This window comes from Actinomyces slackii (assembly GCF_900637295.1).
In the GTDB taxonomy this organism is placed as follows: Bacteria; Actinomycetota; Actinomycetes; order Actinomycetales; family Actinomycetaceae; genus Actinomyces; species Actinomyces slackii.
Genome location: NZ_LR134363.1, coordinates 1,824,332 through 1,847,273, shown reverse-complemented (window position 1 = coordinate 1,847,273; position 22,942 = coordinate 1,824,332). Strand labels below are relative to the sequence as shown.

Genomic DNA, 22,942 nt, shown 5'->3' with positions numbered 1-22,942 from the left:
CACCATACAGATCGAGACAGTCCTGGAGATATCATGAAGCACTATCACCTCCTATGGCCAGAATTAAACAAGATCGTGTGCTGGCGTGATGTTTGGGAGGTGTTCGAAGTCGTAGTCGAAGGTGCGGGTGTTGATGTAGCCCATGAATGCGGTGTAGGTCTCCTCGGGGGTGTCTCTCTGGATGTTCGCGATTGTGCCTTTGGCGGTGTTCCAGACGTGCTCGACCGGATTGTGGTCGGGTGCGTAGGGCGGCAGGTAGATGAGCTTGAGGCTCTCGAGCCGGCCTCCGGGCTGAAGCTGCTCTCTTAGCGCTTTGGCGTGGTGGAACCCGGCATTGTCGAGAACCACGGCGATCTTGTCGTTATCGGTCTCGCGCACCAGGCGAGTCAGGCAGGAGAGGATCTTCTCGGTGTTCTGGTTGCCCTCGATGGGGTAGACCTTGACCTTCTTGGATCTCAGGGACAGTGCGCCGAAGAAGGAGCAGGCGTTGCGGGTGCGGTCCACGTAGATCTTCGTTCGTTTACCCTGGGGCAACCACATGCGGCGGGTCTCAGCCTCGTGCTCCACGCGCACCTCATCGGCCGCGTACACCTCCCACCCGTCGCTCAGGAGGTCTGCGACCTCGTCTTGGATCTGGGCCATCCGCTTGGTGATGGCCTCCTCGTCGCGGCGCTTGTCAAAGGGGTCGGGCAGCTTGAAGCTCATGCCCGCAAAGTGCATGAGCAGCCGGTAGGAGGAGTCCGACTCGTACTCCACGTCGAATCTGGTCCTCACCACGTCAGCCAGGGCGGGAACATCCCAGAAGTCCGCCTTGATGCCGGACTGTGACGGTGGCCGGCTCAGAACCTCTTTGAGCTGCTCCTTCTGCTCGCGGGTGAGCTTGGCCGCATTCTGATTTCCCTTATGACCGGTGACCACCGAATGCAGACGGCTGACACGCCAAGACGCCAACCACTCCTTAACAGTCCTCACCGTGCGCCCCACCATCTCCGCAATGAAATCCAGGTCAACGCCGTGCGAGGCGTAGAGAATAGCCTCAGCTTTCAACCGGATGAGAATGAGGGAGTCACCTCGCTTCTTCCACCTGATAAGGACCTGCTGCTCCTCGTCTGTCACAACCACGTGCATGAAGAAATTCTACAACGAAAGGTGCCGTCATATCCAGCCCAGAAAGCCCCGGAATACGGTTTTGTTTAATTTCGGCCATACCTGCCCTCGTCGTGGCCCTGGGTGGCTCGCTGGCACTGAGCGCCTGCAACTCCAGGGAGTGGAGCGAGGAGCTGGCATCCAGCGCCAACTCGCCGACCGCCCAGGCCGCCGCCACAGCCGCCGGCGCCGATCAGTCGCCGACCACCACGGGGTCGCTGACCGGTGACGAGGCGGCCGAGAGTCCCACACAGACCTGGGAGGGCGCCGCCCAGGAGAAGGGGGCCGCCCCCGACTCCCAGCTGACCATCACCGATGTGCGCTCCGGCTGGCACGAGGACGAGGGCTATGACCGCGTCGTCGTCGAGTTCGCCGGCCAGGGCACCCCGGGGTGGATGGCGCCGCAGTGGGTCGACCAGGCCACCACGCCGGGCAAGGGCGACCCGATCAGCATCGAGGGCCAGTACATCCTAGTCATCACGGGCACCGGCGCGGCAGCCGTCCCCGATGCCCAGACCGAGTACAGCGGGCCGACGGACATCACCGTGGACGGCACGGGGATCAGGGCCGCCCACATCGACGCTCCCTTCGAGGGGGAGTACCAGATCGTCCTGGGAACCGATACCCAGGACTTCCGGATCTTCACCCTGGACAGCCCCACCCGCCTGGTCATCGACGTCCTCAGGAACGAGTGAGCCCCTCCCCCAGGAGCGGCGCAGGCGCGGCGCGCCTGAGACCGCCCGGGACCGGGCCGGGTCTCAGGCGTGGAGGCCCTCGGCCTTGCGCGGCCGGGCCAGGAGCTCATCGGTGACCTCGGCCACGCTGGCGGCTCCCTCGACAACGGCCACCACGCCGGCGGTGATGGGCATCTCCACGCCGTGGGCGGCGGCCAGGTCCAGGACCGCGCGCGCGGACTTGGCGCCCTCGGCCACGCCGCGCGAGGCCGCGGCAGCCTCCTGAACGCTCATCCCCTCCCCCAGGTGGCGCCCGAAGACCTGGTTGCGGCTCAGCGGCGAGGAGCAGGTGGCCACCAGGTCCCCCATGCCCGCCAGCCCCGCGAAGGTCTCGGGCCTCGCGCCCAGAGCCGCGCCCAGGCGGGTGATCTCCACCAGGCCCCGGGTGATGATCGTGGCCTTGGAGTTGTCCCCCATGCCCCGCCCTGCAGCCGCCCCCACGGCCAGGGCGATGACGTTCTTGACCGCGCCGCACAGCTCGACTCCCAGAACGTCGGTGTTGGTGTAGGGGCGGAAGGCCGTGGTGGCGCACAGGGCGGCCACGCGCGCGGCGACCTCCTGGTCGCCGGCGGCCACCACGGTGGCGGTCGGCTGACCGGCGGCGATCTCATCGGCGAGGTTGGGCCCGGAGATGACGGCCACCCGCTCCTGGCCCAGCCCCAGGGCCTGAGCCAGGACCTGGCTCATGCGCAGCCCCGTGCCGGCCTCGATGCCCTTCATGAGGGAGACGGCCACAGCCCCCGCCTCCACCTCGCCCAGGGGCGCCAGGGCCCCGCGGGCCTCCTGGGAGGGCAGGGCGACGACGATGAGCCCTGCTCCCGCCACCGCCTGGGCCAGGTCCGTGGTGGCCCTGATGGTCTCGGGCAGCTCCAGCCCCGGGGTGTAGCGCTCATTGCCCCCGGCGTTGATCTCCTCGGCGACCTGCCTGCGCCGGGCCCAGATCGTGGTGGGCGTGCCGGCCTGGGCCAGCAGCCAGGCGAAGGTCGTGCCCCAGGCTCCCGATCCGATGACGGCGGCACTGGTGATCGCCGGAGCGGCGGCGCTCACGGCTGGCCCTCCTGCCCGGCGCTCTGCTCCCCCGGATCCGACTCGGGGGCCGGCGCGGGGTCGGGGCGGCGCACGCCGATCTGGCCCTTGCCCGGATCGCCGTCGTAGTGCATGTCGTAGGGGCGGGGGGCCTTCTCGCCGCGCAGCTCCTCGACCAGGGCGGTGATGGCGCGCATGATCTCGGCGGTGCACTCGCGCACGGCCTGGCGGTCCTCGATGTCCTGGCCGAAGCGGCCAAGGTCCAGTGGGGCGCCGATCGTGATGCGCACGTCCTTGCGGGGGAAGGGCCGCAGCTTCTTGGAGTAGCCGTCCAGGATGAGGTGGGCGCCCCACTGCCCCATGGGCAGCACCGGCGCCCCGGTGCGCATGGCCAGGCGCGCGGCCCCGGTCTTGCCGGTCATGGGCCACCGCAGGGGGTCGCGAGACAGGGTGCCCTCGGGGAAGACCATGATCGACTCCCCCGCCCGCAGGAGCCTCTCGGCCTCCGCCAGGGAGCCGGCCGCATCCGTGGAGGTGCGGTGGACCGGGATCTGCCCGCCGGCGCGCAGGATGGATCCCAGGACCGGCACTGAGAACAGGCTGGACTTGGCCAGGGAGTAGACGGGGACGTCCTGGTCGACCAGGGCGCGCATGGCCGTCAGCGAGTCCAGCTCGGTGAGGTGGTTGGCCACCGCGATGAAGCCCCCCTGGCGGGGGATGTTCTCCTGGCCGGTGACCTGCTGGCGGGACATGGCCTTGAGCGCGGGGATGATGACCCCTCTGGCGGCGAAGCGGTAGAAGGGCGTGAACTGTCGCGTGGTGGGCACGCACGCACTCTAGCGGCTCCTGGCGCCTTGGCGCCTCGGAGTCCAGCCCGGAGCGCTCAGGCCAGGCGGGTGACGTCGGCGTCCAGGGCCGCGAGCTTGGACATGAAGCTCTCGTAGCCGCGGTCGATGAGGTTGACCCCCTCGACGCGACTCGTCCCCTGGGCGGCCAGGGCGGCGATGAGGTGGGAGAAGCCCCCGCGCAGGTCGGGCACCACGATGTCCGCGCCGGTCAGGGGCGTGGGCCCAGAGACGACGGCGGAGTGGTAGAAGTTGCGCTGGCCGAAGCGGCACTCGGTGCCCCCCAGGCACTCGCGGTAGACCTGGATGGTGGCCCCCATCTTGCGCAGGGCCTTGGTGAAGCCGAAGCGGTTCTCGTAGACGGTCTCGTGGACGATCGACAGGCCCTCGGCCTGGGTCAGGGCCACCACGAGGGGCTGCTGCCAGTCGGTCATGAAGCCGGGGTGGACATTGGTCTCCACGACGATGGAGCGCAGATCCCCGCCGGAGTGGTAGAAGCGGATGCCGTCGTCGCGCACGTCGAAGGCCCCGCCGACCTTGCGGAAGATGTTGAGGAAAGTGGTCATGTGGCTCTGGTGGGCCCCGCGCACGAACACGTCCCCGCGGGTGGCCAGTGCGGCAGAGGCCCATGATGCGGTCTCGATGCGGTCCGGCAGGGCGGCGTGGTTGTAGCCGCCGAGCTCCTCGACGCCCTCGACGTGGATGGTGCGGTCGGTGTCCACCGAGATGATGGCGCCCATCTTCTGCAGGATGTCCACCAGGTCCATGATCTCGGGCTCGACGGCGGCGCCCCGCAGCTCGGTCAGGCCGTGGGCGCGCACCGCCGTGAGCAGGGTCTGCTCGGTGGCGCCCACCGAGGGGTAGGGCAGGTCGATGACGGTCCCGTTGAGCCCGTCGGGAGCGGTCAGGCGGATACCGGCCTGGAGCTTGTCCACGCTGGCGCCGAACTGGCGCAGGATGTCGAGGTGGAAGTCGATGGGGCGGTCCCCGATGCGGCATCCCCCCAGGTCGGGGATGAAGGCCTCCCCCAGGCGGTGCAGGAGGGGGCCGCAGAAGAGGATGGGGATGCGAGAGGAGCCGGCATGGGCGTCGATGTCGGCCACATGGGCGGTCTCCACCCGTGAGGGGTCCAGGGTCAGGATGCCCTCGGTCCGGTCGTGCTCGATGCTCACCCCGTGGAGGGTCAGCAGGCCGGAGACCACATCGACGTCACGGATGAGCGGGACATTGCGCAGCACGGAGGGCGTGCTGCCCAGCAGGGCCGCCACCATGGCCTTGGGAACCAGGTTCTTGGCCCCGCGGACAGTGATCTCGCCGGTGAGCGGACGACCGCCCTCGACCTGGAGCAGACCGTCGACCATGCGTACCTCCGAGACATGATGTGGCGTGGATGGGGCTGCGCGGGCAAGCCCGCCCGGCGCGGGCGCCAAGCCGTCCCAGCATAGGCCCCGCCCTGTGCCTCCTCGGCTCCCACGGGGGTGTCCTTTGCCTCAGCCAATTGCCTCGGCTCATTGCCTCAGCCAATCGGCCGGCCGGGCCGGGCGCGACCGGCCGTGCGGGTCAGGGACGGGGCATGTTGGCGGCGCGGGCCGGCACGACCTCCTGGGCGGGCAGGTGCTTGGCCGGCAGGGTGCGCGGCTTGAAGGCGGGCCGGCCACCCTCGTAGGCGACGATCTCCTCCTCATGCGTCAGGGTCAGGGAGATGTCATCCAGGCCCTCCATGAGGATCCAGCGCACGTAGTCGTCGATGCTGAAGGCGCAGCGGAAGGCGCCGGCCTCCACGGTGCGGTTCTCCAGGTCCACGGTGATCTCGGTGCCCGGCGAGGTCTCCAGGATCTTCCACAGCTGCTCGCAGTCCTCCTGGCTGATGACGCCGGCCACGAGCCCCTGCTTGCCGGCATTGCCCCGGAAGATGTCGGCGAAGCGGGGGGCCAGGACCACGCGGAATCCGTAGTCCTTGAGGGCCCACACGGCGTGCTCGCGCGAGGAGCCGGTGCCGAAGTCGGGGCCGGCCACCAGCACCGAGGCGCGCTTGTAGGCCTCCTGGTTGAGGACGAAGTCGGGCTCCCCGGATCGCCAGGAGGCGAAGAGGGCGTCCTCGAAGCCGGTGCGGGTGATGCGCTTGAGGTAGACGGCCGGGATGATCTGATCGGTGTCCACCTCGCTGCGGCGCAGGGGGGCGCCGATGCCGGTGTGGGAGATGAACTTCTCCATGATCTGCTGCTCTCCTTGTCGTGGGCTGGCTGGGCGGCTCAGGCGGGAACGGGGGCCGGGCGGTCGGCGCCGCGCCCCTGCCCGTCCAGCGGGGGGAGGTCGGCAGGGGTGGACAGGGTGCCGCGCACGGCGGTCGCCGCGGCCACCACGGGCGAGACCAGGTGGGTGCGCCCGCCGGTGCCCTGGCGCCCCTCGAAGTTGCGGTTGGAGGTCGAGGCGGCTCGCTCACCGGGGCTGAGCTTGTCGGGGTTCATGGCCAGGCACATGGAGCAGCCGGCGTTGCGCCACTCGGCCCCGAAGTCGGTGAAGACCCGGTCCAGGCCCTCGTCCTCGGCCTGGAGGCGCACGCGGGCGGAGGCGGGGACCACGAGCATGCGCAGGCCCTCCGCCTTGGTGCGCCCGCGCAGGACCTCGGCGGCGGCGCGCAGGTCCTCGATGCGCCCATTGGTGCACGAGCCCAGGAAGACGGTGTCGACCCGGATGTCGCGCAGGGGCATGCCGGGGGTCAGGTCCATGTACTCCAGGGCGCGCTCGGCGGCACGGCGCTGGGTCTCGTCGGCGATCTCCTCGGGAACGGGCACGGTGGCCGAGATCGGCAGGCCCTGACCGGGGTTGGTGCCCCAGGTGACGAAGGGCTCGATGTCGGCGGCTTTGAGGACGACCTCGGTATCGAAGACCGCGTCCTCATCGGTGCGCAGGCTCATCCAGTACTCGACGGCGGCGTCCCAGTCGGCGCCCTCGGGGGCGTGGGGGCGCCCGGCCAGGTAGTCGAGAGTGGTCTGGTCCGGGGCGATCATGCCGGCCCTGGCCCCGCCCTCGATGCTCATGTTGCAGATCGTCATGCGGGCCTCCATCGAGAGCTGCTCGATGGCCCGGCCGCGATACTCGATGACGTGGCCCTGGGCGCCGTTGGTGCCGATCTTGGCGATGATGGCCAGGATGATGTCCTTGGCGCCCGAGCCGGCGGGCAGATCGCCGTCGATGGTCACGCTCATCGTCTTGAAGGGGGCGATGGGCAGGGTCTGGGTGGCCAGGACGTGCTCGACCTGCGAGGTGCCGATCCCGAAGGCCAGGGCCCCGAACGCCCCGTGAGTGGAGGTGTGGGAGTCTCCGCACACCACGGTCATGCCCGGCTGGGTCAGCCCCAGCTGGGGGCCCACGGCGTGGACGATGCCCTGATCGGCGTCCCCCAGGGAGTGCAGGCGCACCCCGAACTCGGCGCAGTTGGCCCGCAGGGTCTCGATCTGCGCGCGGCTGGTGACATCGGCGATGGGCAGGTCGATGTCCAGGGTGGGGGTGTTGTGGTCCTCGGTGGCCAGGGTCAGGTCGGGGCGGCGGACCTGACGGCCGGCCAGGCGCAGGCCCTCGAAGGCCTGGGGGCTGGTGACCTCGTGGACAAGGTGCAGGTCGATGTAGAGCAGGTCGGGAGCGCCGTCGGCCCCCTGGGAGACTACGTGATCGCGCCAGACCTTCTCGGCCAGGGTCATGCCCATTGCGCTGCCGTCCTTTCCTGACAGTCCCTCCGCGCCGAGCCCTTCGGCACGAGATTGCATGTTCTGCGGGGCGCGCGCGCCGAGCCCGGACTAAACTGCTCGACAAGATACTGACGCCGCGCCACCTCTCTGGACGACGCTACTTGAAGTCTCGCACCTCGGGATGGGAGTATCAGAGTATGGACAGTTCGATTGAGCACGACTCCTCCAGCGGCGTCGGCGTTATCGACAAGGCGGCCCTGGTGCTCAATGCCCTGGAGGCCGGCCCTGCGACGCTCGCGCAGCTGGTCGCCATCACCCACCTGGCCCGCCCGACGGCGCACCGCATCGCCGTCGCCCTGGAGCACCACCGCCTGGTCACGCGCGACACCCAGGGACGCTTCGCACTGGGGGCCCGGCTCGCCGAGCTGTCCGCCGCCGCCGGCGAGGACCACCTGCTGTCCGCGGCCGCCCCGGTGCTGGCCGCCCTGAGGGACAAGACCCACGAGTCCGCCCAGCTCTACCGGCGCCAGGGGGATGTGAGGGTCTGCGTGGCCAATGCCGAACGGCCCATCGGACTGCGCGACTCCATCCCCGTGGGAGCCACCATGTCCATGCAGGGTGGCTCGGCCGCTCAGGTCCTGCTGGCCTGGGAGGAGCCCGATCGCCTTCACCGCGGGCTGGTGGGGGCGCGCTTCAACGCCACCATGCTCTCGGCGGTGCGGCGCCGCGGCTGGGCCCAATCCGTCGGGGAGAGAGAGCCCGGCGTGGCCTCCGTCTCCGCCCCCGTCAGGGGCGCGGGCGGCAAGGTCGTGGCGGCCATCTCCATCTCCGGGCCCATCGAGCGCATGGGCCGCCAGCCCGGGCGCGCCCACGGCCCGGTGGTCATGGCCGCCGCCCGGCGCCTGTCCGAGGTCCTGCGCGCCGAGGGCTAGGAGACCGGCAGGCCTGCCGCCCTCAGCCCCTGCCGCCCTCAGCCCCTGGCCGCGGCGATGGCACGGCGGTAGGCCTCCTCATGCATGCCCACCACCGCCGCCCACTCGACCGCGGGGGCGACCGCGCGGTTGTGGGCCCTGATGCGCTCCAGCATCTGACGGTCGGTCAGGAGCGTCTCCAGGGCGCGGGCCAGCTCGGGCTCGTCGTCGACCAGCAGGCCCTCGACGCCGTCCTCGATGAAGTCGCTGACCCCCGAGGAGCGCCGCGCGATGATGGCCAGTCCTGCCGTGCGCGCCTCCAGCACGGCGATGCCGAAGGAGTCATCCGTCGAGGTCTGCAGGAAGATGTCCCCGCGATTGAGGGCGCGAGCCAGCTCGGGGCGCTCCAGGCGCCCCACCAGGACGATCCGCTCGGCCACCCCGGAGCCCTCCACCTCCCGGGCCAGGCGCTGGCGCAGCGGCCCATCGCCGTACATCATGAGAACCGCGCGCTCATCGCCGACCGCCTGCACCGCATCGGCGAATGCGCGCACCACCTGCAGTGGCCGCTTGCGCCCGATCCAGCGCTGCGAGGCCGTCACCGTCAGCGGCCGGTCAGGCGAGTGATCGGGGCTCTGCCAGTCCTGAGGCAGCCGCCAGTCGGCCACGGTGATCCCGTTGGGCAGGATGTCGACATCCCTCCCGCCCGCGGCCTCGACCTGGCGAACGAGCATGGAGGAGACCGCCGTGAGGTGGGCGCCGGCGCGCTGCCAGCGGCGCACGGGGCTCAGCGCCCCGGCCAGCGCCCCCGCCCGGGCCCAGGGGCCCAGCACGCAGTGGAAGGTGATGAGCAGCGGCAGTCCCCGGCTCTGGGCCGCGGCGATCCCCGACCAGGCGAAGGGCGAGACGATGCCCACATGCACATGGACGACCTCGGGGCGCAGCCGGTCCATGGCAACGCCGATCTCGCGGCGCGCCAGGGGGTGGACCGGCAGCTCGGCCGGCAGTGGCACGGTGGTGCGCCATACGGGGAATCCATCCTGGGTCTCGATGCTGCGCCCGCGCTCACGCCCCACGGGGGTGGCGGTCACCACGGTCGGCTCATGCCCAGCGGCCCGCAGGTTGAGCGCCAGATCGCGCACCTGGGTCTCGATCCCGCCCAGGCGCGGCGGATAGCAGTCGGAGACGATGAGCACGCGCATGGCGGCAGTGTGCCACGCACCGCTTGACGATCCGAGCAAGGCCCGGGCGACTCAGCCCGGCTGGGCGACGGGGGCCCGCAGCTCGGCGATGGCCGCCTCGAAGTCCTCCAGGGTCTCGAAGGAGGAGTAGACCGAGGCGAAGCGCAGGTAGGCGATCTGGTCGAGCTCGCGCAGGGGGCCCAGGATCTCCAGCCCCACCTCATGGGAGTCCACCAGCGCCTGGCCGCCGGCCCGGATGGACTCCTCGACCTTGTGGGCCAGCAGGGCCAGGTCGTCGTCGGAGACGGGGCGGCCCTGGCAGGCGCGGCGCACGCCGACCATCACCTTGTCCCTGCTGAAGGGCTCGACGACGCCCGAGCGCTTGCGCACCGAGAGGCTGGAGGTCTCCAGGGTGGTGAAGCGCCGCCCGCACTGCTGGCACTGGCGTCGACGGCGGATGGAAGCGCCATCCTCTGCGGTGCGCGAGTCCACCACGCGCGAGTTGTCGTGATGGCAGAAGGGGCAGTGCACGCCGGCATCTCCCGTCTTGTGGCGTCACGGGTCACAGGCAGACTAACAGATCGCCCCGCAGCCGCGGGCCCCACCGATCGCACGGCGGCCCGCTGGGTCCGCTGGGTGCGCCTGGGCGGGAATGATGCGTCAATGCGGGACCGCTGGCCCCTGCCCCGGGCTCCGGTCAGCACGTAGGCTTGGCCCTGGTAGGCGCTGCAGGGGCCTGCCGATCGATCCCACCGAGGAGAAGAACGTGTCCGACCGTATCACCAACACCGCTGAAGGCTCCTACCCCATCTCCCGCTCCGGCCGCCCCTCCAAGGTCGCCATCATCGGCGCCGGAGCCGTGGGCTCAACCCTCGCCTACGCCTGCGTCACCAAGGGCGTGGCCCGTGAGATCGTGCTGCAGGACATCGCCAAGGAGAAGGTTGAGGCCGAGGCCCTGGACATCGCCCAGGGCATCCAGTTCACCTCCGCAGGCGCGGTCTCAGGCTCCGATGACCCGGAGATCTGCCGCGACGCCGACGTCATCGCCATCACCGCCGGGGCCAAGCAGAAGCCGGGGCAGTCGCGCCTGGAGCTGGCCGGGGCGACTGTCGGCATCATGGAGAAGATCCTGCCCAAGCTGGTCGAGGTCGCCCCCAACGCGATCTTCCTGCTCGTGGCCAACCCGGTCGATGTGGTGACCTACTGCGCCAAGAAGATCACCGGCCTGCCCGAGAACCAGGTCTTCGGCTCGGGCACCGTCCTGGACACCGCGCGCATGCGCTACCTGGTCTCCCTGGAGACCGGCACCGCCACCCAGAACATCCACGGCTACATCGCCGGCGAGCACGGCGACTCCGAGGTGCCGCTGTGGTCCTCCACCGAGATCGGCGGCGTGCCGATCACCCAGTGGGGCCAGACCCTGGACGGCGGGCAGTTCGATGAGGCCAAGCGCGAGCGGATCGCCCATGACGTCGTGCGCTCGGCCTACCGCATCATCGAGGGCAAGGGCGCGACCAACTACGCGGTGGGCCTGGCGGTCCAGCGGATCATCGGCGCCATCCTCAACGATGAGCAGCGCGTGCTGACCGTCTCGCCGCTGCTGACCGACTGGCACGGCATCTCCGATGTGTGCATGGCCGTGCCCACCATCGTGGGACGCGAGGGCGCCGGCCGCCGCCTGGAGCTGCCGCTGACCGACGACGAGCACGCCGCGCTCAAGGCCTCCGCCGATCACCTGCGCGAGGTCGCCCGCGGCCTGGGCTACTGAACTGAGCTGAGCAGCCCGCCTGCGCCGTCGCCCCTCAGCCGCTGAGGCCCGACGGCGCAGGCGGCATCGCGTCACGGCATCGCCGACCACGCGCTTGGGGCGCGCCTCGGGAGCACCGAGGCGCGCCCCAAGCGCTGTGCGAGCGGGAACCGGCCGGGAGTCACCGTCCTACAGGGAGCGCAGGACGGTGACGACCTTGCCCATGATCGTGGCCTGATCGCCGTCGATGGGGGCGTAGTCTGGGTTGCGCGGCAGCAGCCACTGATGGCCGTCGCGCCGGGACAGGACCTTGACGGTGGCGCTGGCCCCGTCGACGTCCTCGATGAGAGCGGCGACGATCTCGCCGTTGGCGGCGTCGGGCTGGGAGCGCACCACTACCCAGTCCCCATCGCAGATGGCCGCATCGATCATGGAGTCCCCGTGGACCTCCAGCATGAACAGCTCGCCCTGGCCGGTCAGGCGCCGCGGCAGGGTCATGACATCGGTGATCTCCTGCTCGGCCAGGATGGGAGAGCCCGCGGCGATGCGCCCCACCAGCGGGATGGCGACCCCCTCCCCCGCCGGGCCCGGGGAGGCCGGGGCCTGGGGGCCGGCCTCCCCGAGGGCGGGCACAGCGCGCAGCTCAACGGGAGGAGTGGGCTCATCGGCCGGCTCGCCGGCCTCGGGCAGGAGGACCTCCATGGCGCGGGGACGCTTGGGGTCGCGGCGCACCAGCCCCAGGCGCTCGAGCTTGTCGAGCTGGTGCTTGACCGAGGAGGGGCTGGTCAGGCCCACCTGCGAGCCGATCTCGCGCAGGGAGGGCGGGTAGCCGTGGGACTCCACCGCCTGTCGGACGGCCCGGTAGACCGCCCGGGCCCGGTCATCAAGGCCCTCCAGGATCTCGGCGACCGCGGGGCCGCCGCCCCGGTCAGTCGTGGTGCTCATGGCCCCTCCTCAGCCCCCTCATGGCAGGACCGGGCAGTCCGGCTAAGAGGGGCGGATTCATGTCAGTGGTCGGTGATGTCGTGATGCCACAAGCCTAGAGGCGATCCGACCCACATTCAAACACGTGTTCGAAGAGATGCTGGACGTGTCGCCCTCCAGGCAGTAACCTGTCGAACAGACGTTCGTCGAACATGTGTTCAGGAGGAAGACATGAGCGCCTTCATCGCCCCGCCCCGCCCCTCGCGCGGCCCTTCCGCGCAGTCCCGGCGGCCCGGGCAGCAGCCCGGCTCCTCGTGGGAGGCAGTCGGTAGCGCCGCGGGCGCGGTGCCGGGAAGCATGTCAGGACGCAGGGGGCACCTGCGCCTGGTGACCGAGGCCGCGCCAACTGGCGATGGGTCCCCGGGGCGCCCGTCGCGCGCTGCGCGCCGCGCGCCCCTCACCTCCTCCACCGGCGTTCCGCGCCTGCGCCTGGTGGGCCATGCGCCGGCAGGTCCCGCTGCGCGCGCCGACGGCGCTCACGGCACTGGCGACACCAGCGGCACCGGCGGTGCTGCTGGCGCGTCCGGCGCGGTCACTCCCCAGTCGCGGGTCACTGCGCCCCGTCGTCCCGCTGCGCCGGCCACGACGCGTCCCCGGCCGGCACCTCGAGCAGCGAGGCCTGCGCGCCCGGCCGCTCCTTTCGCTGGGCGCGGCTCAGCGGAGGCCTCATCCCTGGGGATCGAGGATGCCCTAGAGCTGCTGGCGCCGCGCCATCCCGCGGTGCGCGCGGCCCGGCGCCGCTCCCAGGCGGCATCGCCGCGGCCGGTCCGGCCCACGCGCCCCGGCCGGCCCGCCCCACGCCGTGAGCGGACTGCCGTGGGCGCCTCCGCGCGCAGACCGGCCACGCGCGGATCCTCCGCGCCTCGCACTGCTCGCACTGCCAATGGCTCGGTCACCGCCAGGCGCGACCGGCCGCAGGCGGCAGGGGTCGCCGTCCAGGTGCGCCGCGCCGTCACGGTGATCAGCGCCTGCCTGGCGGTGATCGCCCTGGTCGCCACGGCAGCGGTGGCCGCAGTGGCGCTGCCAGGCGTGGGCTCGGCTGAGGCAACGGGAACAGCCGTCGCGGTGGTCCAGCCGGGCCAGTCCCTGTGGGAGATCGCCTCGAGCACCGGCACCTCGGATGTGCCGGGCACGGTGGCCACCATCGTCGAGCTCAACAGCCTGGAGGATTCCACCATTCACGCCGGCCAGCGCCTCACGGTTCCCGTGCACTGAGCCGGCCCGGACCGGATCCGCTCCCCCGTTGGTGCCACGGGACTGTGATCTGACACAATGGGGACCCCTGCACCTCGACGAAGGAGTCCCCGTGCGATCCGCTGCCAAGGCCCTGCTCTCCCTGATGGGCTTCATCGCCCTGTTCCTGGTCACCGTCTTCCTGTCCTCCCCCGCCGCCGCCCTGGGCCTGTGAGGGCCGCGCGCCCACGGCTCAGTAGGCCCCCAGGGGACAGCGCCGCACGGCCCAAAAGGCTTGCCCCAGCGCATCGCGTCGGCGACCCTGAGGGATCACCGACGCTGACATGCCCCGCGAGTGATCAGCTCCGCGGTTCGTGGACGAGCACGGTTTTGCCGATGGTCGATCCTTGGCGCAGGGCGGCGATGACGCGCGGTGCTTCCTGGATGGGGGCCCGCTCGCTGATGTGGATCCCCACCTCGCCGCTGGCCACGAGGCCCACTGCTCGCCGGAGGTACTGGCCGACGAGCGCGGGATCGGCAGCGGTCAGCGCCCCCAGGTTGAAGCCGATGACACCTGCGCCGCGCAGCCACAGGGACGTGGAGTTGATGAGCTGGTCTCCACCGCGGGCGGCATCCCCCAGGGCCAGGAGCCGTCCTCCCACACGGAGCAGATCCAGGCTCCTGAGCCGGCCGGGGCCGGAGACCGGGTCGGCGACGACGTCGAACTGCCCGCCCTCAGCGGAGTCGAGCTCCTCGGGCAGCCAGGCCTCGTCGTAACCGAGGTCCAGGACCGCCTGGCGCTTGGCGGGCGAGCGGGTGACTCCCACAACCCGCTCAGCACCCAGCAGGCGGGCGACCTGCCCCATCTGGGAGCCCAGCCCACCCGCAGCGGCATGGACCAGGACATGCTCCCCTGCGCGCATGTGGGCCACATGCTCCAGGGCGATGAGAGCCGTTGTCGTGTTGGCCGGAACCACTGAGGCCAGGGCTGGATCCAATCCGTCGGGCAGCGGGGCCACAAGATCAGCGCCGGTGACGACCACCTGCCCGTAACCGCCGCCTCCCATGATGAGAGCGGCCACGACCTGGCCGGGCTCGAGGCCGGTGACGCCCGGGCCCACCTCGCGGATGGTGCCGGCCACCTCCAGCCCGGGGGTCCAGGGAAGCTCCCGCTGCAGGAAGCCCTCGGCCAGAAGCGCCTCGATGTAACCCACCCCGGAGTACTGCGCATCAATCGAGACCTGGCCGGCTGAGGGCTCAGGCAGGGGAGCCTCCTGGTAGCGCATCCCCTCGGCCCCGTCGAAGCTGACGATCTGCATCGCTTTCATATCAAGATCCTCCCTTGAGTCAAGTGCCTCGATCATATCAAGATCTTGACACAGATGAAGTGGCGGATGCTCTGCTTCGCTGTCAGCGGTCAGCCAGGCGTCCCCTCCTCGAGACCACCGGCAGCGCTTGACACCGGCTCTGACGCCGAGCCCGCCTGATGGTCGCAGGATCCACTGAAGGCCTGCGTCGCGCGCTGGAGCATCTCCACCAGGAGGTCGAGCTCCTGGGAGGAGAAGGCGTCCAGCGCCCGCTGCTCGATGGCCCGAGCGGCCTCATCCGCCCTGACCAGCACGGCCTCGCCAGCCGGGGTCAGACTGGTGATGAGAACCTTGGCGTGCACGGAGGAGGGGGAGCGCGAGATGAAGCCCTTGGCCTCCAGCTTGGTCAGGACGGCGGCCATGGCCTGCGGGGTGACGCCAGACTCCCGGGCCAACTGCGCGGAGGATCGGCCCGAGTCGTAATGGAGCGCCAGCAGAACCGCGTACTGCGCCACAGTGAGATCGAATTCCCGCAACGCCTCCGCCTTGGCCGCCATCATCGCCGCCTCAGCGACCTTGATATGGCGACCCAAGCGGGCGCAGGAGTCCTCCTGGAACTCACGACGGCCGCGCCGCAGCCCCGGGACCACTGAAGGCATCTTCACGCAGTCATGCTAGCAGCGCCAAGGAATCCGAGGAATCGGAGATGACAACATCTATCCACGGCATCTCAGCCGGCACCCGCCAGGCGGGCCAGAGCACCTCGGACCACGGCCGGGTCCGTCGTCGGCCACAGGGCGGGCATGGAGCGGGTCAGGAAGCCGGCGTAGCGGGCCGTGCGCAGACGGGAGTCCAGGACCGCGACCACGCCGCGGTCATCGCCTCGGCGGATGAGCCGGCCCGCCCCCTGGGCCAGCAGCAGGGCGGCATGAGCCGCCGAGACGCTCATGAACCCGTTGCCGCCGCCGGCCACCACCGCGTCGGTGCGCGCCTGGGCCACCGGGTCATCGGGGCGGGGGAAGGGGATGCGGTCCATGACCACCAGGCGGCAGGTCCGCCCCGGCACATCCACTCCCTGCCACAGGCTGAGCGTGCCCACCAGGCAGGCGGCGTCGTCGGCCGCAAAGGCCTCCACCAGGGCAGGCAGGCTGTCCTCCCCCTGGGCGTAGACCGGCAGGGAGGTCGCCCCGCGCAGGACCTCGGCCGCCTCCTGGGCGGCCCGCCGCGAGGAGAACAGGCCCAGCATCCCGCCCCCGGAGGCCTCCGCCAGGGCGAGCATCTCGTCAAGGGCGGCCTCGGATATCCCCGCACCGGGGCGCGGCAGGTGCGCGGCCACGTAGAGGATCCCCTGGCGCGGATAGTCGAAGGGCGAGCCCACGTCCAGGCCCTCCCACCGCTGCTCCGACAGCGTCAGTCCCAGGGCGCGCGCCATGGGCTCAAAGCCCCCGCCCAGGGCCAGGGTCGCCGAGGTCAGCACCGCGGTGCGCTCGGCCAGAAGACCAGTGGCCACCGAGCCGGCCACCTCGATGGGCGCCAACAAAAGCCGCGGCGGCTCGGCCCCCATGCGGGGCCGCTCGATCCAGGCCACATCCCGCCCCTGGGCCACCGAGTCCGAGACCATGCGCTCCAGGGCATCGACGAGATCCGCGATGGCGGTGCGGGCCAGGGCCAGGCCGCCCGCGTCCAGGCCCGAGCCCTTGGCCCTGCCCTGCTCTCGCACATCGGCGGCCACCTGGCGGGCCGCGGCCTCGAGCACCGCCAGGGACTGGCCCAGCGCCGGGGGCAGGCCATCCTCCAGGCGCCCGTCGGCAAGCTCGGCCAGGACCAGCTGGAGCTCCTGGCCCGCCGCCTCCAGATCGGCCACCAGCACCGCGGCGTGCTTGCGGGCCGTGGCAGCCGTTCGCGCCACCGATCCCGCTGAGAGCACCACCGTGCCCTGGGAGCGCACGCGCTCGGCCAGATCATGGGCCTCATCGACGATGAGGACCTCGTGCTCGGGCAGAACCCCCGGGTTGCCCGCGGCCACGATGCCCAGCATGGCGTGATTGGTGACCACCACGTCGGCCTGCCCGGCGGCGGCACGCGCCGCCTCGGCGAAGCACTCGGCCTTGAGCGGGCACGCCCCGCCCAGGCACTCGGCCCGCGAGACCGAGGCCTGAGCCCAGGCCCGGTCGGACACGCCGGGGACCAGATCGTCGCGGTCACCGGTATCCGTGGAGGCGGCCCACTGGCGCAGGCGGAGCACCTGCTCACCCAGGCCCGCCTGCGCGCCCTTGCCCGTTCGAGGGCGGGCCAGCGCCTGGTCGGCGTCGAACAGGGTTCCCTCATCCTGGTCGGGGTATCCGCCCTGGAGGCGGTGACGGCACAGGTAGTTCTGCCACCCCTTGAGCAGGGCCACATCCGGCCGGGCCCCGGTGACGGCCTCGACGGCGCGCGCCGCCAGGGGCGCGTCCTTGATGAGGATCTGGCGCTGGAGGGCCAGGGTCGCGGTGGAGACCACGACGCGCTGACCCGACTCCACGGCATGTGCCATGGCGGGCACCAGGTAGCCCAGGGACTTCCCGGTGCCGGTCCCGGCCTGGACCAGCAGGTGGTGGCCCTCCTCGATCGAGGCGGCCACGCCGCGCACCATATCGGCCTGACCGCTGCGCGCACGCCCGCCCAGCTCCTGGACCGCGATGTCGAGGGCGCGCGTCGAGACCCCCTCCAGGCCCTCCGCCGCCCGGGACTCGGGAGGCGGGGTCACGGCCGGTCCGAGGCCCCGCGGGCGGCCTGAAGCTCAGCCGCCAGGGCGGGATCGACCCGGGCCACCAGGCGGGTGCCGGACTCGACGTACTCAACGGTCTCGATCTCGCCGTCGGCATGCGCGCGGGAGACCAGGTCGCCGCGCGAGTAGGGCACGACGACGTCGACCACCACCTCGGGGCGGGGCAGCATCTCCTCGATGCGCGCGCGCAGATCACCCAGGCCCTCCCCCGTGCGAGCCGAGACCATCACCGCCCCCGGCAGTCGGGTGCGCAGGGCGGCCAGCGTCACGGCGTCGGCCAGATCGGTCTTGTTGAGCACAATGAGCTCGGGCACATCCAGAGCGCCGGGGATCTCGGCCAGCACGGTGCGCACGGCGGCGATCTGGCTGAGCGGGTCGGGATGAGCCGCATCGACGACGTGCACGAGCACATCGGCCCCGGCCACCTCCTCCAGGGTGGAGCGGAAGGCCTCGATGAGCTCGTGGGGAAGGCTGCGCACGAACCCGACCGTGTCGGTCAGGGTGTAGACGCGCCCATCAGCGGTCTCAGCGCGGCGCACCGTGGGGTCCAGGGTGGCGAACAGGGCGTCCTGAACCATGATCCCGGCATCGGTGAGCCGGTTCATGAGCGAGGACTTGCCGGCGTTGGTGTAACCGGCGATCGCCACCGAGGGGATGGACCCACGGCGCCGGGAGCCGCGCTTGGTGGCCCTGGCGGGCTCCATCGCCTTGATCTCGCGGCGCAGCTTGGCCATGCGCTCGCGGATGCGACGCCGGTCCAGCTCGATCTTGGTCTCGCCGGGGCCCCTGGAGCCGATGCCCTGTCCGGCGGCCACCCGCCCACCGGCCTGACGGGACATGGACTCCCCCCAGCCGCGCAGGCGCGGCAGCAGGTACTCCAGCTGGGCGAGCTCGACCTGGGCCTTGCCCTCCCGGGACTTGGCGTGCTGGGCGAAGATGTCCAGGATGAGGGCCGTGCGGTCGACGACCTTGACCCCCACGGTGTCCTCCATGGCGCGGCGCTGGGAGGGGGTCAGCTCGCCGTCGACGATCACCGTGTCCGCCCCGACCGCGGCCACCATCTCCGCCAGCTCGCGGGCCTTGCCGCTGCCCAGGTAGGTGGCGGGATCGGGGTGGTCGCGCCGCTGGATGAGGGCGTCCATGACCTGGGAGCCGGCGGTCTCGGCCAGGGCGGCGAGCTCGCGCAGGGAGGTCTCGGCGTCCTGGGCGTCGCCGGGCAGCGCACCAGGGGCGGCGCCGGTCGGTCGCCTGGCCGGCCGCTGATGGGGCAGGTCCAGGCCCACCAGGACCACCTTCTCCAGGCGGACCTGGCGGTACTCGACCTCGGAGACGTCCTCGAGCTCGGTGGACAGCCCCGCCACGCGCCGCAGTCCCGCGCGCGCCTCGCGCTCCAGGGCGCCGTCGTCGTGCTGGCCGTCCCAGTGCCCGCCGTCGGTGGAGGCCAGGGCCGTGCCGGTGCGCGAGAGAACCCGGGCGACGATGTCCTCGGGGGTGCGGGCGGGGACGGTGGGCGCTGCGTCGGCGGACGCAGTCGAATCAGGGGTGCGGATCTCGTTCACAGGGGTTCCTTGTCGTATGCGTGGGGATGCGGGGCATCGATGGCCCCGCCCAGGGGCCTGCGGGCCGATGAGGGCAGGGGGTGAGCGTGGGGCGGCGTCACAGCCACCGGCTCATCGCATACGGGAAATCCACATGGCGGCATCCTAGCGCATGCCCACCCCGTCGCCATGCCATCGATGCCGGGCGGGGCGCACGGCACCGGGCGCCGACCGCGAGCACCCGGGCGGGGCGCCGGTAGCCTGGCCAACGTGACTCCTCCCCCTGCCGGGCACCCGCCCCTGTCGCTGCGCGCCGTGCTGACCACGCGCCTGGGGCACCTGGTGGTGGCCATGCTCACGGTCGAGCTGCTGGCGGGCATGCAGATCTACATCAATCAAACGGTGCTGCCCCTGCTGGCCACCGAGCTGCATGCCCGCAGCCACTACGGCCTGGTGACCGCCGCGGCCCAGGTGCCCGCCTTCCTGACCATGCCCCTGGGCGGGGCCATGCTGGCGCGCTGGCGGGCGGACCGGCTCATGACGGCGCTGACCGCCCTGCTCTGCGCCGGGGCCGTCATGGGGGCGATGGCCCCGGGCATCGGGGTGTACGTGGCCGGCGAGGTGCTGCGGGGCCTGGCGGCCGGGGCCCTGGCCACGGTGACCATGGGTGTTCTGGTCGCGGGACTGCCCGATCAGTGGCGGCGCCTCTTCCTGGCCGTCGGGTCGGCCACATGGGTGGTCTCCTCGCTCCTGGGCCCGGCCTACGCCGCCACCATCGCCTCGCTGTGGGGGTGGCGCTGGGCGCTGGTGGCCTATGTGCCGCTGCTGGTGGTGGCGCGCCTGCTCATGGCCCGGGAGATCCGCGGGCTGCGCGTGGAGGACGAGGGCGGCAAGGCCCCCTGGTCGGCGGCGCTGGCGCTGGCCGGCGGGGTCGGGCTCATCGGGGCGCTCCCGGGAGGATCGGCGTGGTTCTGGCCGGGCTGCGGCCTTGGGGCGGCGGCCGCACTGTGGGCCTGCACCCGGGTCTTCCCCGCCGGGACGCTGCGGCTCCGCCCGGGGCGTCGCGCCGCCATCGCCGCCCTGGCCTGGGTGTGCATGGCCTACTTCGCCCTGGACTTCCTGGTGGCTCCCGGCGCCCATGACGTTCTGGGGCTGGGGGCCGGCGCCATCGGCTGGGCGCTGACCGCGGCCGGGGTGTGCTGGTCGGTGGTGGCGATGTGGTGCGGGGCAACCCCGGCGCGAGCCCCAGTCACCTACATGCTGCGGACCGCGGGCGGGGCCGGCTGCTTCCTCACCGGGGGGCTGCTCATGGCCGCGGCCTTCGCCGATGCCCTGCCCTGGTGGTGGCTGCACGTGGGCTTCTCCGTGGCGGGCCTGGGGATGGGACTGACGCACCAGGACACCCTCATCCGCTGCGTCAGCCAGCCGGGCCCCGATGGGCCCGACGACGGCATCTCCCAGGCGCGGGCGGCCACGGCGGTCACCGTCGCCTCGGCGGCCGGGGGCGCGACGCTGGGCACGGCGGTCACGGCCTTCGTGGCCCCCACCGATGCGGGGGTCGAGGGGCCCAGGCTGGTGGGCGCCGTCATCGCCCTGTCCCTCATGCTGGGGGCGACCGCGCTGCTGACCCGGCGCGCCGCCGGGCGGTGACCGCGCGCTTGGCCCCCGCCCTCCTCCGGCTCGCCCCGGGCCGGGGCCCTCGCCGTGGGCCCCGGCGCACAGTGGCGGCCCCGACCCCGGCGAGGAGCCGATGGGGCGGGCGTGGCCGGTAGCCTGGGAGCGTGAGCGAGCACTACTTCTCGGCCTCCCCGCAGGGCGATCCGCGCAGCCGCACCCACCGCTTCACCATCCGCGGCACCGAGCATGAGGTCATCACGGCCGCGGGCGTGTTCAGCGCCGACCGCCTGGACAAGGGCACGCAGGTGCTGCTCGATCACGTCCCCGATCCGCCCGCCCACGGCACCGCCCTGGACCTGGGCTGCGGCTGGGGGCCCATCGCCCTGGCCCTGTGCGACGCCGCCCCCCAGGCCCGGGTCCTGGCCACCGACATCAATGAGCGGGCCGTTGACCTGACCGCCCGCAACACCGCCGGCCGTAATGCGCGCGCCCTCCTGGCACCCGACCTGCTGGCGGAGCTTCACCGGAGCGGGGACCGGCTCGATGTCATCTGGTCCAATCCTCCGGTGCGCATCGGCAAGACGGCCCTTCACGCCCTCCTGGCCGATTGGCTCCCCCTCCTGGCCGACGACGGCGAGGCCTGGCTCGTCGTCGGCAAGAACCTGGGCGCCGACTCCCTGGCCGGGTGGATGGCCGAGCAGGGCTGGCGGGTCAGCCGCGAGGCCTCCGCCAAGGGCTTCCGCATCCTGCGCGTCAGCCGCTGAGCCCCGGACCGCGCGGCGCGACCGGGCGTGGCCCCGGGCCCGGCCCTCAGGGGGCCGAGGCCTCCTGGGTCAGGTGGGAGGCCACCGCGTGGGTGATCTCCTCCTCGGCGTCGCTCTTGTCGTCGGCCGGCGTGGTCCAGCGGCCCCGGTGGATGTCCCAGGCCAGTCCCACCAGGACGGCCACCGTGGTGGGCAGGATCCACCCCGTGGCGTCATCCCACATCCCCGTGCGCGCCAGGGCCTGGGAGGGGGCGGCGACCCCGACGTCGGCCAGGGCCGAAACCAGGCCCAGCAGCCCGGAGACTGCCACGCCCCAGCGGTAGGCGGCCTTCAGGTGCCCGGGGGCCACCACATCCACGATGGTCACCGTGATGAGGGTGATGGTCATGGGGTAGAGCAGCAGGGTGACCGGGGAGATGATCTGGATGATCGCGGCCAGGCCCAGATTGGACAGGATGAAGGTGACCCCGGCCGCGCCCAGGAGCTGGCCCTCGAAGCTGGTGCGCGCCAGGAGCGTGGAGGCGTAGCCGGCCCAGGCCGACAGCAGCCCGACCGCCGTGGTCAGGCAGGCCAGCAGGACGATGGCCCCGAAGATCACCACCCCTGCCCGACCCAGGCCGTCCTCCGCGGCCGCGCGCAGCAGGGCGGTCCCATCATTGACGGGCCCGGGCGTGCGCGCCCCGATCATGGCCAGGCCCACATAGACACCGGCCAGAAGCGCCGCCGCCAGGCATCCCGCCCCCGAGGTGTAGGCCACGATCCGCCGCTGGTCGCTGATCCCCTGGCCGCGCAGGGCGTTGAGGACCACGATGCCGAACACGGTGGCCGCCAGGACATCCATGGTGAAGTAGCCCTGGGTCAGCCCCTGGGCCACGGGAGCCGCGGCGTAGGCGGGCTCGGGAGCGCGATCGATGACCCTCCCCGCGCTGATCGCCACGGCGCACAGCACGATGATGAGCAGGAGCAGCGCCGGGGTGAGCCAGCGCCCGATCCGGTCGGCCAGGCGGCTGGGGCGCAGGGCGATGAGGGAGCTGACCGCGAGGAAGACCAGGGCGTGCACCGGCAGCGCCCAGGGGCCCACCGGGATCCCGGCCAGCTCCAGCAGGGGGCGCGCGGTCAGCTCGTAGGACACGGTGGTGACCCTGGCGATGGCGTAGAGGGGGCCGATGGCCAGGTAGACGGCCGCGGGCATGACCAGGCCGAAGCCGCGGCCCACGCGCCGCGCCAGTCCCACGATCCCCTCCCCGGAGGTGGACACGGCGATGATCGCCACCAGGGGCAGCAGCACGCCGGTGGCGAGGAACCCGGCCATGACGGCGGGCAGGCCCGGCCCGGCCGAGGCGCCCAGCACCGGCGGGAAGATGAGGTTGCCCGCCCCGAAGAACAGGGCGAAGAGCATGAGCCCGGTGGTGATGAGACGGCGCGCCGGCGAGCCCGCGGGGGCGCCATCAGCGGTGGGATGGGACATGTCGTTGGTCTTCGTTGGTCGTCGTCGGTCTTCTTGCTCGGGCAG

At 71.9% G+C, this 22,942-nt stretch carries 20 protein-coding genes; 6 read left to right on the top strand and 14 right to left on the bottom strand.

Going from position 1 to position 22,942, the window contains the following annotated elements; all coding sequences use genetic code 11:
* Nucleotides 1-63 precede the first annotated feature (63 nt).
* Nucleotides 64-1,128 (bottom strand): IS630 family transposase, encoded by a 1,065-nt coding sequence (locus EL266_RS07685; protein WP_126412021.1) that lies wholly within the window; start codon nt 1,126-1,128, stop codon nt 64-66.
* Between the two features lie 92 nt (nt 1,129-1,220).
* Between EL266_RS07685 and EL266_RS07680 the strand changes: the two genes are divergently transcribed.
* A complete protein-coding gene (locus EL266_RS07680) occupies nt 1,221-1,841 on the top strand; it encodes an AMIN-like domain-containing (lipo)protein (RefSeq protein WP_051281086.1) in 621 nt (206 codons plus the stop codon).
* Nucleotides 1,842-1,904: 63 nt separating this feature from the next.
* On the opposite strand, the gene EL266_RS07675 is transcribed toward EL266_RS07680, so the two are convergent.
* From EL266_RS07675 to leuC, 5 genes are all read right to left on the bottom strand, one after another.
* On the bottom strand, nt 1,905-2,927 hold the full coding sequence (locus tag EL266_RS07675) for an NAD(P)H-dependent glycerol-3-phosphate dehydrogenase (protein WP_026426798.1): 1,023 nt from the start codon (nt 2,925-2,927) through the stop codon (nt 1,905-1,907).
* On the bottom strand, nt 2,924-3,658 hold the full coding sequence (locus EL266_RS07670; RefSeq protein WP_051281090.1) for a lysophospholipid acyltransferase family protein: 735 nt from the start codon (nt 3,656-3,658) through the stop codon (nt 2,924-2,926). Before EL266_RS07670 ends, EL266_RS07675 begins: the two co-directional genes overlap by 4 nt.
* Nucleotides 3,659-3,789: 131 nt before the next feature.
* Entirely contained in the window at nt 3,790-5,112 is a 1,323-nt protein-coding gene (gene murA, locus EL266_RS07665; RefSeq protein ID WP_026426797.1) for a UDP-N-acetylglucosamine 1-carboxyvinyltransferase, read from the bottom strand.
* Nucleotides 5,113-5,311: 199 nt separating this feature from the next.
* The gene (gene leuD / locus EL266_RS07660) at nt 5,312-5,965 is read right to left on the bottom strand and encodes a 3-isopropylmalate dehydratase small subunit (RefSeq protein ID WP_026426796.1); all 654 of its coding nucleotides are present in this window, start codon (nt 5,963-5,965) and stop codon (nt 5,312-5,314) included.
* A 38-nt stretch (nt 5,966-6,003) separates the two neighbouring features.
* Complete coding sequence (gene leuC / locus EL266_RS07655; RefSeq protein ID WP_051281085.1) at nt 6,004-7,458, bottom strand: 3-isopropylmalate dehydratase large subunit; 1,455 nt, start codon at nt 7,456-7,458, stop codon at nt 6,004-6,006.
* A gap of 179 nt (nt 7,459-7,637) precedes the next feature.
* Between leuC and EL266_RS07650 the strand changes: the two genes are divergently transcribed.
* The gene (locus EL266_RS07650) at nt 7,638-8,372 is read left to right on the top strand and encodes an IclR family transcriptional regulator (protein ID WP_026426795.1); all 735 of its coding nucleotides are present in this window, start codon (nt 7,638-7,640) and stop codon (nt 8,370-8,372) included.
* Between the two features lie 38 nt (nt 8,373-8,410).
* Here EL266_RS07650 and EL266_RS07645 read toward each other — a convergent pair whose 3' ends face one another.
* Together EL266_RS07645 and nrdR are read right to left on the bottom strand one after the other, a co-directional pair.
* Complete coding sequence (locus EL266_RS07645) at nt 8,411-9,553, bottom strand: glycosyltransferase family 4 protein (protein ID WP_026426794.1); 1,143 nt, start codon at nt 9,551-9,553, stop codon at nt 8,411-8,413.
* Nucleotides 9,554-9,604: 51 nt separating this feature from the next.
* On the bottom strand, nt 9,605-10,063 hold the full coding sequence (gene nrdR, locus EL266_RS07640) for a transcriptional regulator NrdR (RefSeq protein ID WP_026426793.1): 459 nt from the start codon (nt 10,061-10,063) through the stop codon (nt 9,605-9,607).
* Between the two features lie 235 nt (nt 10,064-10,298).
* On the opposite strand from nrdR, the gene EL266_RS07635 reads away from it, so the two are divergent.
* On the top strand, nt 10,299-11,300 hold the full coding sequence (locus tag EL266_RS07635) for an L-lactate dehydrogenase (protein ID WP_026426792.1): 1,002 nt from the start codon (nt 10,299-10,301) through the stop codon (nt 11,298-11,300).
* Between the two features lie 168 nt (nt 11,301-11,468).
* Here EL266_RS07635 and lexA read toward each other — a convergent pair whose 3' ends face one another.
* Nucleotides 11,469-12,224 carry a transcriptional repressor LexA gene (gene lexA, locus EL266_RS07630; RefSeq protein ID WP_026426791.1) on the bottom strand — a complete coding sequence of 252 codons (756 nt, stop codon included), beginning with the start codon at nt 12,222-12,224 and terminating at the stop codon, nt 11,469-11,471.
* A gap of 210 nt (nt 12,225-12,434) precedes the next feature.
* Here lexA and EL266_RS13515 point away from each other — a divergent pair, with 210 nt between their 5' ends.
* Nucleotides 12,435-13,478, top strand: a complete 1,044-nt coding sequence (locus tag EL266_RS13515; protein WP_232011984.1) for a LysM peptidoglycan-binding domain-containing protein — start codon at nt 12,435-12,437, stop codon at nt 13,476-13,478.
* A 317-nt stretch (nt 13,479-13,795) separates the two neighbouring features.
* Here the strand turns inward: EL266_RS13515 and EL266_RS07620 are convergent, their stop codons facing one another.
* The 4 genes from EL266_RS07620 to hflX form a co-directional block, all read right to left on the bottom strand.
* On the bottom strand, nt 13,796-14,764 hold the full coding sequence (locus EL266_RS07620) for a quinone oxidoreductase family protein (protein WP_026426790.1): 969 nt from the start codon (nt 14,762-14,764) through the stop codon (nt 13,796-13,798).
* Nucleotides 14,765-14,853: 89 nt separating this feature from the next.
* On the bottom strand, nt 14,854-15,402 hold the full coding sequence (locus EL266_RS07615) for a MarR family winged helix-turn-helix transcriptional regulator (protein WP_084500660.1): 549 nt from the start codon (nt 15,400-15,402) through the stop codon (nt 14,854-14,856).
* A gap of 71 nt (nt 15,403-15,473) precedes the next feature.
* Nucleotides 15,474-17,375 (bottom strand): ATP-dependent DNA helicase, encoded by a 1,902-nt coding sequence (locus EL266_RS07610; RefSeq protein WP_084500659.1) that lies wholly within the window; start codon nt 17,373-17,375, stop codon nt 15,474-15,476.
* Between the two features lie 110 nt (nt 17,376-17,485).
* A complete protein-coding gene (gene hflX / locus EL266_RS07605; protein WP_026426788.1) occupies nt 17,486-19,069 on the bottom strand; it encodes a GTPase HflX in 1,584 nt (527 codons plus the stop codon).
* 249 nt (nt 19,070-19,318) lie between these two features.
* Between hflX and EL266_RS07600 the strand changes: the two genes are divergently transcribed.
* Both EL266_RS07600 and EL266_RS07595 read left to right on the top strand, forming a co-directional pair.
* Nucleotides 19,319-20,698: an MFS transporter gene (locus EL266_RS07600; protein ID WP_026426787.1), complete on the top strand. Its 1,380-nt coding sequence runs from the start codon at nt 19,319-19,321 to the stop codon at nt 20,696-20,698.
* 131 nt (nt 20,699-20,829) lie between these two features.
* The gene (locus tag EL266_RS07595; RefSeq protein WP_026426786.1) at nt 20,830-21,429 is read left to right on the top strand and encodes a class I SAM-dependent methyltransferase; all 600 of its coding nucleotides are present in this window, start codon (nt 20,830-20,832) and stop codon (nt 21,427-21,429) included.
* 46 nt (nt 21,430-21,475) lie between these two features.
* Here the strand turns inward: EL266_RS07595 and brnQ are convergent, their stop codons facing one another.
* The gene (gene brnQ / locus EL266_RS07590; protein ID WP_026426785.1) at nt 21,476-22,897 is read right to left on the bottom strand and encodes a branched-chain amino acid transport system II carrier protein; all 1,422 of its coding nucleotides are present in this window, start codon (nt 22,895-22,897) and stop codon (nt 21,476-21,478) included.
* Nucleotides 22,898-22,942: the final 45 nt, after the last annotated feature.

Excerpts from the sequence above, each read along its gene's own strand:
- EL266_RS07670 (WP_051281090.1), bottom strand. The coding sequence starts at position 3,658 with ATGTCCCGCCAGCAGGTCACCGGCCAGGAGAACATCCCCCGCCAGGGG.
- EL266_RS07650 (WP_026426795.1), top strand. The coding sequence starts at position 7,638 with ATGGACAGTTCGATTGAGCACGACTCCTCCAGCGGCGTCGGCGTTATC.
- EL266_RS07685 (WP_126412021.1), bottom strand. The coding sequence starts at position 1,128 with ATGCACGTGGTTGTGACAGACGAGGAGCAGCAGGTCCTTATCAGGTGG.
- EL266_RS07615 (WP_084500660.1), bottom strand. The coding sequence starts at position 15,402 with ATGCCTTCAGTGGTCCCGGGGCTGCGGCGCGGCCGTCGTGAGTTCCAG.
- EL266_RS07610 (WP_084500659.1), bottom strand. The coding sequence starts at position 17,375 with ATGGTGCGCGGCGTGGCCGCCTCGATCGAGGAGGGCCACCACCTGCTG.
- leuD (WP_026426796.1), bottom strand. The coding sequence starts at position 5,965 with ATGGAGAAGTTCATCTCCCACACCGGCATCGGCGCCCCCCTGCGCCGC.
- murA (WP_026426797.1), bottom strand. The coding sequence starts at position 5,112 with ATGGTCGACGGTCTGCTCCAGGTCGAGGGCGGTCGTCCGCTCACCGGC.
- EL266_RS07620 (WP_026426790.1), bottom strand. The coding sequence starts at position 14,764 with ATGAAAGCGATGCAGATCGTCAGCTTCGACGGGGCCGAGGGGATGCGC.
- leuC (WP_051281085.1), bottom strand. The coding sequence starts at position 7,458 with ATGGGCATGACCCTGGCCGAGAAGGTCTGGCGCGATCACGTAGTCTCC.
- lexA (WP_026426791.1), bottom strand. The coding sequence starts at position 12,224 with ATGAGCACCACGACTGACCGGGGCGGCGGCCCCGCGGTCGCCGAGATC.
- brnQ (WP_026426785.1), bottom strand. The coding sequence starts at position 22,897 with ATGTCCCATCCCACCGCTGATGGCGCCCCCGCGGGCTCGCCGGCGCGC.
- EL266_RS07645 (WP_026426794.1), bottom strand. The coding sequence starts at position 9,553 with ATGCGCGTGCTCATCGTCTCCGACTGCTATCCGCCGCGCCTGGGCGGG.
- EL266_RS13515 (WP_232011984.1), top strand. The coding sequence starts at position 12,435 with ATGAGCGCCTTCATCGCCCCGCCCCGCCCCTCGCGCGGCCCTTCCGCG.